The 16,496-nt window shown below is 60.0% G+C and carries 16 protein-coding genes and 1 riboswitch; of the genes, 10 read left to right on the forward strand and 6 right to left on the reverse strand.

Annotated elements, in window-relative coordinates:
• Window positions 1-4 precede the first annotated feature (4 nt).
• From ACESUZ_RS00360 to ACESUZ_RS00370, 3 genes are all read right to left on the reverse strand, one after another.
• Entirely contained in the window at window positions 5-1,138 is a 1,134-nt protein-coding gene (locus ACESUZ_RS00360) for a 5-methyltetrahydropteroyltriglutamate--homocysteine S-methyltransferase (RefSeq protein WP_229025959.1), read from the reverse strand.
• A gap of 155 nt (window positions 1,139-1,293) precedes the next feature.
• Window positions 1,294-2,190, reverse strand: coding sequence for a LysR family transcriptional regulator (locus tag ACESUZ_RS00365; protein ID WP_138111844.1), 897 nt, complete (start codon window positions 2,188-2,190; stop codon window positions 1,294-1,296).
• A gap of 10 nt (window positions 2,191-2,200) precedes the next feature.
• A complete protein-coding gene (locus tag ACESUZ_RS00370) occupies window positions 2,201-3,109 on the reverse strand; it encodes an HAD-IIB family hydrolase (RefSeq protein ID WP_138375182.1) in 909 nt (302 codons plus the stop codon).
• A gap of 163 nt (window positions 3,110-3,272) precedes the next feature.
• Window positions 3,273-3,383, forward strand: a riboswitch (TPP riboswitch).
• Between the two features lie 51 nt (window positions 3,384-3,434).
• Between ACESUZ_RS00370 and thiM the strand changes: the two genes are divergently transcribed.
• From thiM to ACESUZ_RS00385, 3 genes are read left to right on the forward strand one after another with little or no spacing between them, the layout of a single operon-like run.
• Window positions 3,435-4,274: a hydroxyethylthiazole kinase gene (gene thiM / locus ACESUZ_RS00375; RefSeq protein WP_238022525.1), complete on the forward strand. Its 840-nt coding sequence runs from the start codon at window positions 3,435-3,437 to the stop codon at window positions 4,272-4,274.
• Window positions 4,275-4,277: 3 nt separating this feature from the next.
• On the forward strand, window positions 4,278-4,619 hold the full coding sequence (locus tag ACESUZ_RS00380; protein ID WP_225093307.1) for a thiamine-binding protein: 342 nt from the start codon (window positions 4,278-4,280) through the stop codon (window positions 4,617-4,619).
• Window positions 4,616-5,311 carry a thiamine phosphate synthase gene (locus ACESUZ_RS00385; RefSeq protein ID WP_006234517.1) on the forward strand — a complete coding sequence of 232 codons (696 nt, stop codon included), beginning with the start codon at window positions 4,616-4,618 and terminating at the stop codon, window positions 5,309-5,311. Before ACESUZ_RS00380 ends, ACESUZ_RS00385 begins: the two co-directional genes overlap by 4 nt.
• A 297-nt stretch (window positions 5,312-5,608) precedes the next feature.
• On the opposite strand, the gene ACESUZ_RS00390 is transcribed toward ACESUZ_RS00385, so the two are convergent.
• Window positions 5,609-6,478, reverse strand: coding sequence for a patatin-like phospholipase family protein (locus tag ACESUZ_RS00390; RefSeq protein WP_006234518.1), 870 nt, complete (start codon window positions 6,476-6,478; stop codon window positions 5,609-5,611).
• 128 nt (window positions 6,479-6,606) lie between these two features.
• On the opposite strand from ACESUZ_RS00390, the gene ACESUZ_RS00395 reads away from it, so the two are divergent.
• The 7 genes from ACESUZ_RS00395 to ACESUZ_RS00425 all read left to right on the forward strand — a co-directional run bounded on the left by ACESUZ_RS00395 (window position 6,607) and on the right by ACESUZ_RS00425 (window position 12,810).
• Entirely contained in the window at window positions 6,607-6,903 is a 297-nt protein-coding gene (locus ACESUZ_RS00395) for an EAL domain-containing protein (protein WP_161115307.1), read from the forward strand.
• 127 nt (window positions 6,904-7,030) lie between these two features.
• The gene (locus tag ACESUZ_RS00400) at window positions 7,031-8,560 is read left to right on the forward strand and encodes a diguanylate cyclase domain-containing protein (RefSeq protein ID WP_373197946.1); all 1,530 of its coding nucleotides are present in this window, start codon (window positions 7,031-7,033) and stop codon (window positions 8,558-8,560) included.
• Window positions 8,561-8,671: 111 nt separating this feature from the next.
• Window positions 8,672-9,295 (forward strand): flavodoxin family protein, encoded by a 624-nt coding sequence (locus tag ACESUZ_RS00405; protein ID WP_373197947.1) that lies wholly within the window; start codon window positions 8,672-8,674, stop codon window positions 9,293-9,295.
• Window positions 9,296-9,311: 16 nt separating this feature from the next.
• Complete coding sequence (locus tag ACESUZ_RS00410; RefSeq protein WP_373197948.1) at window positions 9,312-9,653, forward strand: arsenate reductase family protein; 342 nt, start codon at window positions 9,312-9,314, stop codon at window positions 9,651-9,653.
• 86 nt (window positions 9,654-9,739) lie between these two features.
• On the forward strand, window positions 9,740-10,870 hold the full coding sequence (locus ACESUZ_RS00415) for a GTP-binding protein (protein WP_373197949.1): 1,131 nt from the start codon (window positions 9,740-9,742) through the stop codon (window positions 10,868-10,870).
• 95 nt (window positions 10,871-10,965) lie between these two features.
• The gene (locus tag ACESUZ_RS00420; protein ID WP_373197950.1) at window positions 10,966-11,565 is read left to right on the forward strand and encodes a tRNA (cytidine(34)-2'-O)-methyltransferase; all 600 of its coding nucleotides are present in this window, start codon (window positions 10,966-10,968) and stop codon (window positions 11,563-11,565) included.
• Window positions 11,566-11,949: 384 nt separating this feature from the next.
• On the forward strand, window positions 11,950-12,810 hold the full coding sequence (locus ACESUZ_RS00425; protein WP_373197951.1) for a DUF8462 domain-containing protein: 861 nt from the start codon (window positions 11,950-11,952) through the stop codon (window positions 12,808-12,810).
• A 40-nt stretch (window positions 12,811-12,850) separates the two neighbouring features.
• Here the strand turns inward: ACESUZ_RS00425 and ACESUZ_RS00430 are convergent, their stop codons facing one another.
• Both ACESUZ_RS00430 and ACESUZ_RS00435 read right to left on the reverse strand, forming a co-directional pair.
• Entirely contained in the window at window positions 12,851-15,364 is a 2,514-nt protein-coding gene (locus ACESUZ_RS00430; RefSeq protein ID WP_373197952.1) for an excinuclease ABC subunit UvrA, read from the reverse strand.
• On the reverse strand, window positions 15,357-16,475 hold the full coding sequence (locus ACESUZ_RS00435; RefSeq protein WP_373197953.1) for a DUF8462 domain-containing protein: 1,119 nt from the start codon (window positions 16,473-16,475) through the stop codon (window positions 15,357-15,359). Before ACESUZ_RS00435 ends, ACESUZ_RS00430 begins: the two co-directional genes overlap by 8 nt.
• Between the last annotated feature and the right edge of the window lie 21 nt (window positions 16,476-16,496).

Here is a 16,496-nt window from a genome sequence, read left to right on the forward strand (position 1 = left end):
ACCGCTATTTCCAAACGCGCTCGGCAATACGCTTGACCAGCGCGATCTTTGCCCATTGCTCGTCCTCGGTCAGCTTGTTGCCAATCTCGCAGCTGGCAAAGCCGCACTGCGGAGACAGATACAGGTTCTCGAGCGGAACATACTTTGCAGCCTCGTGAATACGCTCGACGATGGCATCCTCGTCCTCAAGCTCAGCGGCCTTGGTGGTCACCAGGCCCAACACGACCTTCTTGCCAGGGGCAACGTACCTCAACGGCTCAAAACCGCCGGCGCGCGGCGTATCGAACTCCAGGTAAAATGCGTCAACATCCTCGTTTGCGAACAGGTATGGCGCGATGGGGTCATAGCCACCCTCGAAGGCATAGGTAGAGTGGTAGTTACCGCGGCACACATGCGTGTTAATGACCAGGTCGTCGGGCTTGCCCTCGATAGCGGCGTTGTTGAGCGCCACGCCCAGCTCACTCACCTTTTGCAGATCAACCGGGCTCATGCCGGTCTTGGACACAAAGTCGGTATCGCAATAGATGCCCCAGGTGCAGTCATCAAACTGGATGTTGCGGCAGCCTGCAGCGTACAGGTCGGCGATCACCGTACGATAAGCGGCTGCGATGGCGTCGGCAAGTTCCTCATCGGTCTTATAGACAGCGCGCAGGCTCTCCTGCTGGCCATCGCAGCGGTCGAGCGTGACCTCAGAGAACGTCTGGATAGGCGCCGGGATGGTCTGGCGTGCAACGTGGTCCTCGCCCTCAAGTGCCTTGACAAACTTAAAGTGCTCGACGAAGGGGTGGTTCTCGCCGCTGATGGAGCCAGTCACCACGGCGGTATCGGCCGTGGTCTCCTCGTCGTGGAACATATATCCCGTACGCGAGGTGCGACGCTCGACGCCGTTCAGCCCCCACATAAAATCGAGGTGCCAGTAGCTGCGGCGAAACTCGCCATCGGTGATGACCTGCAGGCCGGCGGCCTTCTGCTTTGCCACCAAATCGCGAATAGCATCGTCCTCGACGGCCTTAAGGCCGGAAGCGTCAAGTTTACCCGCGACATAGGCGGCACGGGCATCCTTTACAGCCTGCGGACGAAGAAAACTGCCGACGATATCGGCGCGAAACGGCGCGTTCGGTTGAATCGAAGTGCTCATAGATATCTCCCTTTGCATTGGTTGCTTTACTGGGACAGAGTATGAGCGCTCATATGGCCATTGTAAAATATACGTTTATAACAGTTTGATATAGATGCTTCCTATATCAGTCTGGACTGTCATAAAGAGACTTGAACCGTGCGGAGCACAGCAGCCTAGATATGCTGACGAATCGCGTCGATATAGGCCCGACCGTAGCGCGTGAGCGTCGTGTTCTTGCGCGTAATAATGCCGATCTCCATGTACTCGTCCACGTCGAGCGGAATCGAGATAATGCCGGGGCCGTTGAGCTCGTGGCTGATCACGCCCGAGCATACCGTGTAGCCGTTGAGGCCCATGGCCAAATTGAACAGCGTCGCACGGTCACGCACGCGGATATTCTTGCGACGCTCAAAGGTCGAGGTCAGCTCCTCGGAATAATAAAACGAGTTATAGCTGCCCTGCTCGTAGGACAGGAACGGGTAGTCTTCCAGATCCTCGAGCGTCACGCTGGAGCGGCCCGCCAGCGGATGGTCGGCGCAGACGAAGACATGCGGCGTGGCGCAGAAGAGCCCTTCGAACACGAGCTCGTTGGCCACCAGCATGCGCTCGATGACCTCGCGATTGTGCTCCGACAGATACAGGATGCCCAGCTCGCTTTTCATATGCGCGACATCCTCGATAATCTCGTGGGTCTGCTCCTCGCGCAGGGTAAAGTCGTAGCGCGCGGCATCGAACTCGCGGATCACATCGACAAACGCATTAACGGCAAAGGAATAATGCTGGCAGCTCACACTAAAGTGCGGCACCTGCTCGGACGTACCTTTGTACTTGCCCTCGAGCAGGTCGGCCTGGTCGAGCACCTGGCGCGCGTACCCCAAGAAGGTCTCGCCTTCCTCGGACACAATGACACCCTTGTTGGTGCGCTCAAAGATATGCACACCCATCTCGTTTTCGAGATCGCGGATCGACGCGGTAATCGAAGGCTGCGACACAAAGAGCCGGCGCGAGGCCTCGGTGATGCTGCCGCATTCGGCAACTTTGACGACATATCTGAGTTGCTGGAGCTTCATGGCTTTCTCCCTAGACGTTCGTGACGTCAAAACCCGCCGTGTCCATTTGGCTCATAAACGACGGCATCTCCCCCGTCGCGGCGCAGGCGGCAATCTGATGCAGAGCCCCGGCAACCGCATCATCTGCCGCAGCGCCAATATGCCAGCGTGCGGCAGCCGTGACGGCCTCGTTGGCATTGGCGACTGCAACGGAGTTAGGAACGGCATCGATCATGGGCAAATCGTTATCGGAATCGCCAAATACGGCCACCTCGTCGGGCGTCAGGCCCAAAGCGCGCGCCAGCTCCAGCGCAGCGCAGCCCTTGTCCCAGCCGGTCGGAAGAACGTCGAACAGGCGCACGCGGTTGTTGGGAAACACGAGTGAGAGCTCCGGCACCTCAGCGGCAACACGCTCGCGCAGCTCGGCGAGCTCCTCGCGCGAACGGGCACTCCAGATATTCGCCTTGTATACCGGGGCATCGTCAACGACAGGACGACAGGGAGCCTCTTCGCCCTTGAGCCACGCGTTGCCGCCTGACTTCATGGCGCGACGCACACGCTCGGGATCGCTTGTCACGCAATAGGCATCGTTATTCCAAAAGTCATCACCCAGACGGTAGACCTTCAAATACGTATCGTCGGTCTCCTGTTCAAAATAATCGGCTAAGCGCATAAGGACATCGTTATCGATTGCGCGCGAAGCGACTACTTCGCCATCGACAAACATCACCTGGCCGTTGCAAAACGCACCGGTCGAGAAGCACTCGGAGCGATTGCGGAACATCCAGCCCATCGCGGACGGCTGACGACCCGAAACCGGCCCAAAGTGCAAACCCGCCGCCTGCATGGCATGAATACCCTCAATGGCGTAGTCGCTGGCGCCGTCATGCCCGGCTGGAATCAGTGTATCGTCCATATCGGTCAGCACAAGTTTGATCATAAGGTCCCCTCGGTCATTCTTAATCCCATCTATTGTACCGACCTGCCAAAAAGGGACAGGTTTATTTCGGCAGGTTTCATCTGGGAAAACGCAAAGTCCCAGTTGTTACCTGCCAAAATAAACCTGTCCCTTTTTGGCAGGTGCGCTAGTATAGGGAACAACAGATTCGATGCGGGAGTGCCGGCGGTGCAAACCACAAGGCTGAGAGGGCAATGGGCCCAATCCTTTGAACCTGTCAGTTAATGCTGGCGTAGGGAGCATGCCGCCTTTACAGGGGCGCTGTCTATGCACAGCGCCCCTTTTCTATGCCAAGGAGGCATGTGCAGTGATTGATTCGGAACAGCTTAAGCAACATATGGTCAAGGCCGTGGAGGAGATTCGCGCTACCAATCCGATGGCCGGTTCCATCACCAACACGGTGACGATCGACTTTGTCGCCAACGCGCAGCTCGCCGTGGGCGGATCGGCCGCCATGGTCTATCTGCCCGACGAGGGCGAGGCACTCGTTGCCGGCGGCGGCGCCATCTATCTCAACATGGGCACGCTCTTCCCCATTTACGAGCAAACGATTCCCCGCGCGGCCAAGGCGGCACACGACGCCGGTAAGCCCTGGGTGCTCGATCCGGTGGGCCTGGGTATCGGTAGCCTGCGCACCCAGCTGGTCAACGAGCTCAAGCAGTACAAGCCCGCCATCGTGCGCGGCAACGCCTCCGAGATTATCGCGCTCGCCGGCCTGTGGGGTCTTGAGGGCGAGGCGGCCGATCTGAGCCGCGTGCGCGGTGTCGATACCACCGACACGGTCGACGCCGCCCGTGGTGCCGCCGTGGCGCTCGCTCGCCACACCGGTGGCGCCGTTGTGGTCTCGGGCGAAGTCGACCTGATCACCGACGGCACGACGGTGGCCAAGTCTCACGGCGGCAGCCCGCTCATGTCCAAGATCACCGGCTGCGGCTGCTCGCAGGGCGGCGTGCTGGCCGTGTACGCCTGCGCCGCCGACCCGTTTACGGCAGCCGTCTGCGGCACCGCCGTCTACAACGTGGCCGGCACGCGTGCCGCCGCTGTCGCCGACGCCCCGGCAAGCTTTAAGGTCGCCTTTATCGACGAGCTCTACCGCGCAACCGCCCAAGACATCGCCGATAACCGACTCGAGCTCGAGGAGGCATAGGCCATGTCCGAGCCCGCAACCAATGCCGGCATGAACACGCTCGTCGCCGTGGCCATCGCCCCGTGCGGCACCGGCGATGAGCTATCCGCCGAGGTCGCCGAGGTCGTGCGTGTCATTCGCGAGAGCGGCCTGCCCAACCGCACCACCTCCATGTTCACCGAGATCGAGGGCGACTGGGACGAGGTCATGCAGGTCGTGCGCGACGCAACCTTTGTGTTGGCGAGCAAGGGCATCCGCACCGAAGTCGTGCTCAAAGCCGATATTCGACCCGGATTTACCGACACCATGACCGGCAAGCTCGAACGCATGGAAGCGCAGATCAAAAAGCAGGAGGAAGCACGATGAGCATCCGCGACAACCTTGATATCTCGGCCTATCTGGTACTCGGCCCCGAAAACACGCTCGGGCGTCCCGTGGGCGATGTGGTGGCCCAGGCGCTCGACGCCGGCTTTACCTGCATCCAGGTGCGCTCCAAGGTGGCAAGCGCCCGCGAGATCATTGCGCTGACGGGCGACGCCGCGCAGGCAATCGCACAGGCCGGCAAAACCGGTCAGGTTGCCCTGCTGATCGACGACCGCCTGGACTGCGTACTCGCCGCGCGCGAGCAGGGTATTGCTGTCGACGGCGTGCACGTGGGCCAGAGCGATATTCCCGTCGAGGTCTGCCGCAAGCTTCTGGGCCCCGATGCCATCGTGGGCCTTTCGGCCCGCTGCGAGGAGATGCTCGAGTACGTCAAGACCGCCGACATGAGCCTAGTCGACTACCTGGGCATCGGCCCGCTCCACGAGACCGAAACCAAGCGCGACTGCGGACGCGCGGCCGACGGCTCTATCATCACCAAGAGCTTTGAGGACCTGGCCGCACTCCACGCGGCAAGCCCCGTGCCCATCGTGGTGGGCGGCGGCGTCAAGACGGCCGACCTGCCGCAGCTCAAGGCCACCGGCGTCGATGGCTTCTTTGTGGTGAGCGCTGTCTGCAGTGCCGACGACCCCTACGCCGCCGCCAAGGAGCTCGTCGACACCTGGCAGCAGGCATAAGTCTAGGCCGAGCAGCCGATCCGCGGCCTCATATCTTCAGCAATGGAAAGCGCATCCCAGTTTGGACCTCCATTCCGGGATGCGCTTTCCGCATGCGGCTCCGTTGGGAAACCCCATCCCATTCCAGGCGCAAATTCTGGGACGCCGTTTCCAAAACCCGCCGTCGGGGAAACTGCATCCCGTTTTGGATGCCGATTCCGGGGCGCGCTTTCCGCTACGGGCCTCTCGCGGAAACCTCATCCCATTTTTAGCGCCGATTCCGGGATGCGCTTTCCGCCGAGTCCACGGCAGTTTGCTCTACTCTGCCAGATACGCTTCCAGCGCCGGCAAGGTCGCCTCCGCATCGTGGCGGCCGACCTGGTAGATACGCTCGAGCTCATCCGGCTCGCGGCACAGCGACGGCACCTTCACCGATTCGCTCGGCCGCACCACAAAGACCTCGCCGGCAGCCTCACGACGCGCCAAGTCATCGAGCGTGGCATTGTAGACCTCATGCCGATGATCGAGCGCTGCAACAAACTCCGGGTAGTGACGGAACACGCGCCGCAGCATGGGCATCACGCTGTTGGGTTGCTTCACAAAGCCCGCCGGCTGCGTGAGTACCACGATATTGCGGTCATACCCCTGCGCAAACAACCAAGCGCTGGGAATGGAATCAGCCACGCCACCATCCAGATACTTATGCCCGCCAATAGCAACGGGACGCGTCGCCACGGGAATCGCCGACGACGCCCGGATCCACTCGATATCGCGCTCGTCGCCATAGGGCAGGTCGTGGTAGACGGCCTTGCCCGTCTCGATATCGGTACACACGCACGTAAACCGCATAGGGCAGGCGCGATATGTCTCCAGGTCGATGGGATCGCGCTCGATGGGCACCTCGTGATAGGCAAAATCGGCATTGAACATGTCACCGGTTCGCAACCAGCTGGTCACACCCGCATAGCGCTTATCGGCACAATAGGCCTTGTTGTAGCGAATGGCGCGGCCGATCTGGCGCGATTTAAAGTTGTAGCCAAACGCCGCGCCCGCCGAGACACCCACCATATGGTCGCAGGTCAAACCGTGCTCCATCCAAACGTCGAGCACGCCCGCCGTATACATACCGCGGTAGCCGCCTCCCTCGAGCGCAAGCCCCACCGTGTGCGTCGTATCCGGCTGTGCCATGCGACCATCTCCGTTCCTGCGTTTTAAACCGGGACAAGTATACCCGTCAACATATATCGTCTCAGTCGCATTTTCATCGAACATCGCATCGTCGCGCTACCGCCTGTCGAATAATAGCCGTCCACAGCATGTGCACCCATATCCCCGCACTCGAGGAAAGCGGCTTTATGGTGACGCTCGACAAGCACATTTGGCAGATTGCGCCCGTCGACGGCGATCAAGGCCGCAGCACGCAGATCATTTCATCGATGCTCGAGATGGCGCAGTCGCTCCATCTGCCCGTTGTGGTCGAAGGCGTCGAGACAAATGAGCAGGCGAACGTGCTACGGCAAATGGGCGCCCGCGACGCTCAAGGCTTCCTCTACTACCGCCCCATGCCAGCGAAGGATTTTGAGGCATTGCTCGATGGTGGCAATAACAACTGATACGCTCGCGCGCAAAACACCACCGCCGAAGGGGGAATTTGCCTCCATTAGTTAACTTATATCCCCAATTCAAACCGAATTGGGGATATGATACAAACCGCTGTTCCGCCCAAGGAGGTTATCCATCATGAACGAATCATATCGCCTGGGCGAGCAATCGATTATTGCCTATCTTCAGCGACTTGCGAATGGCATCTCGACCGCCGAACTCGATGTTGCCGCGCTGCCTGCTGAGCTACGCGCCGTTGGCGAACAACTGCAAAAGACGCACGCCATCCTGCAGCAAGAGCGCCGGCTGCTTGAGAGCAACGCCTATATCGACCCGCTCACCAACTTGGGCAACCGCAACGGATTCGACCGTCACGTCGAGCAACTCTGGCACAAAGGTGACCCCTTCACCTGCGCCTATATTGACATCGACCATCTCAAACATTGCAATGATAGGTTTGGCCACGCCGAAGGCAATCGCTATATTCTGGGCATCTGCCGCACGCTCTCCGAAACCATGGAGCACGATGAAATGCTGTTCCGTATCGGTGGAGACGAGTTTGTGCTCATCTCGCTCTCCGCAAACGAGACTGAACTCGAGCAGCGCTTGGAGCAGGTACGTACCGGACTGATCGAGGCGAGCTCAGGTGGCAAGGCGCCCATGATCGGCAGCTTTAGTTTTGGCTGCTCGCGCGTCGATCCACTTGCCGGCGACACGCGTCGCCAGATGACGATGGATGCCGATCGCAAGATGTATCGCTATAAGCTTATGCATCGTGTGCAGCAACCGAAAGACAGTGACGCGCCGCAACGCCCAATCGTCGATCAGCTTCCCTGCAACGACCGGGTGTTCCAAGCGATCTCCATGAGCTCCGAGACGCGCTATCCCTTTATCCTCAATCTCGATACGGGCAAATCGCAATGGTCGGTTAACGCCGTGCGCGATTTTGACCTGCCCTCCCAGCACCCTTTTAACTCACTCGACATGTGGCTCGCCCGCGTTCATCCCGAGGACCGCGACAACGTACGCGCCGAGCTCGACATGGTGATAAACAGCACGTGGCACTTCCACTACATGCAGTATCGCGTAATGGATGCCACCGGAACGTACGTGCTTTGCGACTGCACGGGCTACCGCTTGGACGGCACCGATACCGAGCCCAGCATGTATGTGGGCATTATCGTCAACCGAAGCCTGGCGGATACGACCGACTCGGTAACGGGCCTGGGCGATGTCCACGCACTGGTCAACGCTATTGGAGAGATGGGCCACGTGCCGCACGAGGCAGGCTTTATTGCCATTAAGGTCGACGATATCGCCGAGGTCAATGCCCGCTTTGGATTCGATGCAGGCGACCGCGTGCTCGCCGAAAGCGCCGCCTGCCTCATGGATTGTTCGCGCGGCAAGGGCCGCCTGTTCCGCTCGACGGGGCCGATGTTCGTGGCACTCTTTGATGAGCTCGGCCCCGAGGCGATCGACGAGATCGCAAGCGACATCGAACGGTTCCTGGGTTCTCCCGTGCTCATCGGCTCGCTTGAATATCAGCCGCCCATTCGCGTGGCCACGCTCCATCTGGACGGCGTCGACTGTCAGCCCGTTTCCATTTTGAACGAGCTCAAAGCGTTGCTTAAAGAGGCACCGCAAGTACCGGGCACCAAGCTGGACTAGCGTTGTGGGGCGCGATGTGAAACACAAGCCGTTTCACATCGCGCCCCACGTCATCTACCCTCTCGTGCGATAATCCTCCGCAGAAGTCACCGACAGCAGAGGGAGTTTGTGATGAAGGTTCTTTTGGTCAATGGCAGCCCCAAGGCAAACGGCAACACCGCCCGCGCACTCACCGAAGTCGCAGAGCAACTTAATGCAGAAGGCATTGATACCGAGGTGTTTCAGCTGGGCGCCAAGCCCATTCGCGATTGCATCGGTTGCGGCCAGTGTGGCAAGCTTGGCGGTCGCTGCACCTTTGACGACGACGTGGTCAACGAGCTGATCGCTGCCGCCGAACAGGCCGACGGCCTTGTCTTTGGCTCGCCTGTCTACTACGCGCACCCCAGCGGCCGCATTCTCTCGGCACTCGATCGCGCATTCTATGCCGGTAGCAAAGCTTTTGAACACAAGCCGGGCGCTGCCGTCGCCGTCGCCCGTCGCGGCGGTACGTCGACGACCTTCGACGTGCTCAATAAGTACTTCACCATCAACCAGATGCCTGTGGTAGCGTCCACGTACTGGAACAACGTGTTTGGTGCCATGCCGGGCGAGGCCACCCAGGACGCCGAGGGCCTGGCCACCATGCGAAACATCGGCAAGAACATGGCCTGGCTCCTTCGCTGTATCGAGGCAGGACAGGCCGCCGGCATCGAAGCCCCCGAAGCCGATCGCAAGCGCACCAACTTTATCAGGTAGAACGGCGGAACATACTATGAACGTGCAAATCTTCGGCACCAAAAAGTCGTTCGACACCAAGAAGGCCCAGCGCTATTTTAAGGAGCGCCGCATTAAGGTGCAGTTTATTGACCTTAAGGAAAAGGAGATGAGCAAGGGCGAGCTCACGAGCGTGATGCAGGCGGTCGGCGGCATCGACAAGTTGCTCAACCCCAAAGCCAAGGACGAGGAGACGCTCGCACTCATCCAGCACCTCACCCCTATCCAGCGCTTCGACAAGCTGCTCGAGAATCAGCAGGTTCTAGCCAAGCCCATCGTGCGCAACGGCAAAAAGGCCACCGTCGGTTATTGCCCCGATGTATGGGGAGCCTGGGAGTAGCCTGTGTTATTTGCCAGCGCGTGGGTATAAGAGCAGGCGTTTGGCATATGATTCAACTGTAAGCCATGTCTAATAAAGGAGGGCACATGCCCAACAAACCCGTGAAGATCATCATGCTTACCGGATACCTCGGTGCCGGCAAGACCACGCTGCTCAACCACATCCTCGCTAACGACGGCGGCATCCGCGCCGCCGTGATCGTCAACGATATCGGCGAGATCAATGTGGACGCCAGCCTCATCGCCGACGGCGGCCTTTCCGAGGCCGACGACCTCATCCCGCTCACCAACGGCTGCATCTGCTGTACGCTTTCGGACGACCTTGCCAACCAGCTGCAGGGCATCGCCGATTCGGGCAACTTCGATTACATCATCATCGAGGCATCGGGCATTTGCGAGCCTATCCCCATCGCCTACACCATCTCGAGCTTCTGCGACGAGGCCAAGGTGGGCGGCGAGCCTAAACTTGCGCTCGACAACATCGTGGCCGTGGTCGACTGCGCCCGTATGTACGACGAGTTCAACGGCGGTCGCGACCTGCTGGCTGAGGATATCGACGAGGACGACATCGAAAGCCTGCTCATCCAGCAGATCGAGTTCTGCTCCACACTGATCCTCAACAAGACCGATACCGTGAGCCCCGAGCAGATCGCCGAGCTCAAGGCCATCGTGCGCAGCCTGCAGAAGGACGCCGTGATCGTCGAGGCCCAAAACGGCGAGGTCCCCATGGAGGAGCTGCTCGACACCGACCGCTTCGACTTTATGCGCGCCTACAACTCCGCCGCCTGGATCGAGGCCATGGAGCATCCCGAGGAGCACGACGACCCCGAGGTGCTCGAGTACGACATCGAGACCTTTGTTTACTCGCGCCGCAAGCCGTTTGACCTGCAGAAGTTCACCAATTTTGTTGAGCAGGAGTGGCCCGACGAGGTCATTCGCGTCAAGGGTCCGCTGTGGCAGACCGGCAATCCGGACATGTGTTACATGTTTGAGCAGGCCGGCCACCAGATGCGCCTGATGGAGAACGGCCTGTTCGTTGACTCGGCGCCCGAGGGCGAGAAGCAGAAGATCATCGACGAGAACCCCGAGATCATGCAGATTTGGGACGACGAGACGGGCGACCGCATGACGAGCCTGTGCATCATCGGCCGTCACATGGACAAGGATGCGCTCATCGCCTCCCTCGATGCCTGCCTGACCGACTGGCACCGCGCCTAGGTTTATCCAAGCGGGCATTTTTCCGCCTACGTAACCGCCAAACCACCACGAAGGTGCTCTTCGTGGTGGTTTTTCGTTCTGAGCCAAGGAGATTCATGTTCAACATTGTGCTGTATGCGCCCGAGATTCCGGCCAATACGGGCAATATCGGCCGCACCTGCGTGGTTACCGGCGCCCGCCTGCATCTGGTGGAGCCGCTGGGGTTTTCACTCGACGACAAGACGGTGCGTCGCGCCGGACTGGGCTACTGGCAAAACTTGGACGTGACGACTTATGCCGGCTGGGAGGATTTTCTTGCGCGTAACGACCTCTCCCCCGCCGACGAGCGCCTGCATCTGCTGACCAAAAAGGCACGCCGTACCTATGCGCAGAGTACCTACCGTGATGGCGACTACTTGGTCTTTGGCAGCGAGAGCTCGGGCATTCCCGAGCCACTGCTTGCCGCGGCGCCCGAGCGCTGCGAGCGCATCCCGATGCTGCGCGATTGTGACTCACTCGATAACGCCGAGGCATGGGAAGCCCACGAGGAATCACTCGGGCATACCGAGGACAGCCACGAGGCCATCCTTCAACAGGACATCTGCGGCAACTTCGTCAACCCTGACGACTACCGCATCAGCGCACTCAACCTCTCCAACAGCGCCGCCATCGTCCTCTACGAAGCCTTGCGCCAGACAAGCTTTCCGGGAATGTGACAAAGGGACAGTTCCTTTGTCACATTCAAGCGCCACGCCGATGACACACACGCCTAATTGATGCTCCAGATAAAGAGCCCTCACTTTTAATCAGAATTAACTAAAGTAAAATAAAGTTAAACGGCGGTGTGAAAGGAAAGCCGTGTGAAATATCTCGAGAACCCGTTTACCCCCAGTTTTGGTGAGGTTCCTGCCCATCTCGCTGGCAGACAACAGATTATTCGGGATTTGGACCGTGCCTTCTTGAGTCAGCGCAGGCGCCCAGAATTGACCTCGATCTTCTCAGGCGCACGTGGAACCGGTAAAACCGCTCTCATGTCGTCGCTCGCGACAAGAGCGGAATCCCACGGCTGGATAGCCGTAAAGACGACCGCGCTCCCGGGAATGCTTGAGGAAATCGAGTTCGGGGCGAAACGTGCTGCCGGCCATCTTATCGACCCGTCTAAGAACTTCGAAGTCACCGGTCTCGGAATTGCACCGCTCGGCAGCGTCGAGGTCAATCGCGTTCACGATGCTTCAACCTGGCGTTATCGCATGAGCGACATCATCGACCAGCTCAACGAGGCGGGCACCGGTCTGCTCGTCACGGTTGACGAGGTGGACCCGACACTCGACGAGATGATCCAACTCGCAGCCACGTATCAGCACTTTGTGACCGATGGGAAACGCGTCGCCTTGCTTATGGCGGGACTTCCCAACAACGTCTCTACGTTGCTGAACCACAAGACGGTCTCGTTCCTTCGCCGCGCCCAACAATATCATCTGGGTCGCATTGCCGACTATGACGTACGCGAGGCCTTGATTCGCACAATCCAGGAAAACGATCGCCTGGCAGATGCTGAGGGAATCGATAGAGCCGTTCGCTCGATCTCTGGATTTCCCTTCCTATTGCAACTCGTAGGTTACCGTGTCTGGGATCTCACAAGCGATTCGAAGGAAATCTCGTCACGCGACTTTGACCTGGGAATCAAAATCGCGCGCGACGAGATGGACGACCGAATCCTCGCGGCAACCTATCGGGAACTCACTGCAGAGGACAAGCGATTCCTCATCACCATGCTCGATGACGAGGAAGAGTCCACCACCGCTGACCTTGTCGAGCGCCTTAAGCGTTCGCCGCAGCAGGTCTCCCGCTACCGACGCCGCATGATAGACGCCGGCATCATCGGGGAACGAGGACGAGGGCTCGTCGCATTTGAATTGCCGTTCTTCCGCGACTATCTCGCCGCTCAATGCATGAAATAGGCATCAATGAGGCAAAGGGCCTGTCCCTTTGCCTCATTGTCTATAGGTAGCGGCCGGTGATGCTTGCGGAGCAGGCTGCGATGTCGTCCGGCATACCGGCGCAGACGATTTGCCCGCCCGCATCGCCACCGCCCGGCCCCATGTCAATCACGTAATCGGTGTTACGGATAAGGTCGAGATCGTGTTCAATCACGATAACCGTGGCGCCTTTGGCAACAAGGCCGTCGAACACACTCAGCAGTACCTGAACATCGAGCGGATGTAGTCCGATCGTGGGCTCGTCGAACACGAATACGGCATCATCCTGAACACGGCCCATCTCGCTCGCGAGCTTAAGGCGCTGTGCCTCTCCGCCCGAAAGCGCCGGCGTGGGCTCACCGAGCGTGAGATAGCCCAAACCCAGGTCGTGCAAGGTCTGCAAGCGCGCCTGAACCTTCTTGAGCCCCAGTGTGGCGTCGAGCGCCTCATCCACACTCATATCCATGAGCTGCGGCAACGTCAGCAAGCTCCCGTCCTTGCCCTCACGATGGATATGCGAAGCAGCGTCTGCATAACGTGAGCCGCGACATGCCGGGCAGACGATCTCGACATCGGGCAAAAACTGCACGTCGAGCGATATCGAGCCCGTGCCGTCGCACGTAGGGCAGCGCAAGGCGCCGGTGTTGTAGCTAAAGGCACCCGCCTTGTAGCCGGCCGCCTTGGCCTCGGGCGTACGGGCGAAGGCGCGACGCAGCTCGTCATGGATGTCGGCATAGGTTGCCACCGTCGAGCGCACGTTGGCGCCGATGGGCGTAGCGTCAATCAGATTTGCGCGGCTAATGCCCTCGGCATCGACCCAACGCACGTGTCTTGGCAGGCGCTCGCCGGCTGCCTGCGCCTTGAGTGCCGGAATGAGCGTCTCGAGCACCAATGTCGTCTTGCCCGAACCCGAAACGCCCGTCACCGCGACAAGGCGACCGCGCGGGATATCGACTTCGAGCGGCTTGACGGTGTGGATGGTATCGGTTGCCATGCGGATATGTCCCTGGTCGAACATGTCGTCGTCAGTCACCTGCGGACGCAAGCGCTTGGACTCTGAGCGCAAAAACGGCGCGATGCGACTGCCCTGCGATCGCTCGACCTCGTCTACCGTACCAGCGGCGATCACATTGCCGCCGCCTGCTCCGGCAACGGGACCCATCTCGACCAGATAGTCGGCATCCGCCAGTACGCGCGTATCGTGGTCGACAACAACCACGGTGTTGCCGTCATCCACCAGATCTCGCATCACGCCTACCAGGCCGTCGACATTGGCAGGATGCAAGCCGATCGAAGGCTCGTCCAGCACATAAAGCACGCCTGTCGATCGGTTACGCACCACGCGAGCAAGCTGCACGCGTTGGCGCTCACCCGTGGAAAGCGTGGCGCCGGCGCGGTCGAGTGAAAGGTAATCGAGACCCAAGTCGACCAGACGACGGGCCGCGCTCAAAAACGAATCGCAGATATCCGTCGCCATGGGCCGCATCTCGGGCGGCAAGAATGCGGGCACCCCGCGCACCCACTCAATCGCCTCGCCTAGCGTCATAGCCGCCGCCTGCGCCAGATTGATACCGCGCACCTGGGGCTGGCGCGCAGCCTCGGAGAGACGCGTGCCGCCGCAATCGCGGCATGGGCCCTCGCGCAAAAAGCGCGCAACGCGTTTTAAGCCCTTATCGTCCTTGACCTTGGCGAGCGCATTCTCGACGGTATAGACGGCGTTGTAATAGGTAAAGTCGAGCGGCGTGGCGCCCTCGCCGTTTTTGGGGACGTAGAGAATGTGCTTCTTAACCGCCGGACCATGAAACACGATGTCGCGCTCTTGAGGCGTGAGCTGGTTAAACGGCACGTCGGTGCGCACGCCCATCTCGCCGGCCACCTGCTTCATCAGATCCCACATGAGCGTGCCCCAAGGAAGCACCGCGCCCTCGTTGATAGTCTTTGACTCGTCGGGTACCAAGCTCGCCTCGTCCACCTCGCGCATGACACCGGTGCCGCCGCAGGTGGGACACGCACCGCCGCTGTTAAACGCAAGGTCCTCGGCGCTCGGCGCGTAGAACTCACGACCGCATGCAGGGCACGCGAGCGACAGGCCTGCGGCAACGTTAAGGCTCGGCTCCACACGCGCCCCGCAATGCGGGCACACATGATGGGCGCAACGGCTAAAGAGCAGACGCAGGCTATTGTTGAGTTCAGTCATGGTGCCAAAAGTGGACCGCACGCCCGGCACGCTGGGGCGCTGATGCAATGCGAGTGCCGCCGGCACGTGCAATACCTCATCCACCTGAGCGTGCTCGGCCTGCGTCAGGCGACGGCGGGTATAGGTGCTGAGCGCCTCCAGGTAACGGCGCGAGCCCTCGGCATAAAGAACCCCCAGCGCCAGCGAACTCTTGCCCGAACCCGACACGCCGGCAATGCCCACAAGCTTTCCCAGCGGAATATCGATATCGATGTCCTTAAGGTTATGGACGCGCGCGCCACGCACCTCGATAGCCTGCGGGCTCATCTTCTGTTCCGTCACCTTTATCACCCTACTCATGCCATAAAACTCGATCGCGAACGTACGCGCCCAGCATGGGCACGGTAAACCGGACGAGGCCGTATCCGGCAGCCTCGATGACGCGCTCGCGAATCAGGCTTGCGCGATATTTACTCGCCCAGCTCTGGGTACGATCACAACGCTCAATGATATCCGCCATGCGCGTCGGTTTGTTCTCGTCAACCGCCATAGCCTCGATAAAAAGGCGCTGTGGACTGCGCAGCCCGTAATACAGGGGCGCGTCAACCGCTTCGTAGAACTCGGAGACGGCATCCGCATGGCCATCCTCGACATCGCGCCTTTCGATGACCTGCGAGCCGCGTCGAACAGCAGACCGCCACATGTAATAGCCCACCAGCTGAACCATATATGGATGCCCCATGCTCTTGCGTGCCGCAAGGTCCGCCGTCTCCGCGTCAACGTAAAGACCAGCGTCTTTGACCGTCTGGATATACGAATCGCGCACCTTGGGCAAAGATATCGCCCCCAGCGTGCGCTGCTGGACACGCCGCAAAAACGTCACGCTCGGCTCTTCGAGCAGATCGTCAACCATACTGGGTAAGCCGGCAAAAACAAGCGCAAGGCCGCGCTGGTCGCTATCGGACAAGCCCGTGGCATCCTGGTCTCCGAGCACCTGCTGATAGAGAACGGCAAGAGCCGCCAGCTCCTCGATAGACGCCGATTGTGCCTCGTCAATCGCAAACAGTATGCCCTTGCCTGGACCGAGCTTCTCAAGGCGCTCGTTGACCAGCCCTCGCAACGTCTCGCCCTTTGCCCGCGCCGCCTCGACCGACATCCGGCCAAACGACGGCCCAAACTCCATTGACGTCACAACGGGTTTATTCGAGCGAAGCGCGTCGGCCAGACGGCCGCATAGGCCAAGCGAGGCGGAATCGGAGACAACCGCCCATCCGTGCTCGCTGGCCAGACGTTGCAGCTCCTGCAGGAGAACCGTCTTGCCGCAGCCGCGGTTTCCCGTAATGAGCATGAGCCTGCCCGGCGCTCCAGCGCCATTATCGAGCCCTTCCTCGAAATCTTCGATGACCGACTCGCGACCGATGAGTATCGGAGGCCGCTTGCCAGCCGTGGGCTTAAAGGGATTTGGATTCATGTCGGCCTCCTCGGATTGGCA

Source organism: Collinsella aerofaciens ATCC 25986 (assembly GCF_964239575.1).
Lineage (GTDB): Bacteria > Actinomycetota > Coriobacteriia > Coriobacteriales > Coriobacteriaceae > Collinsella > Collinsella aerofaciens_BQ.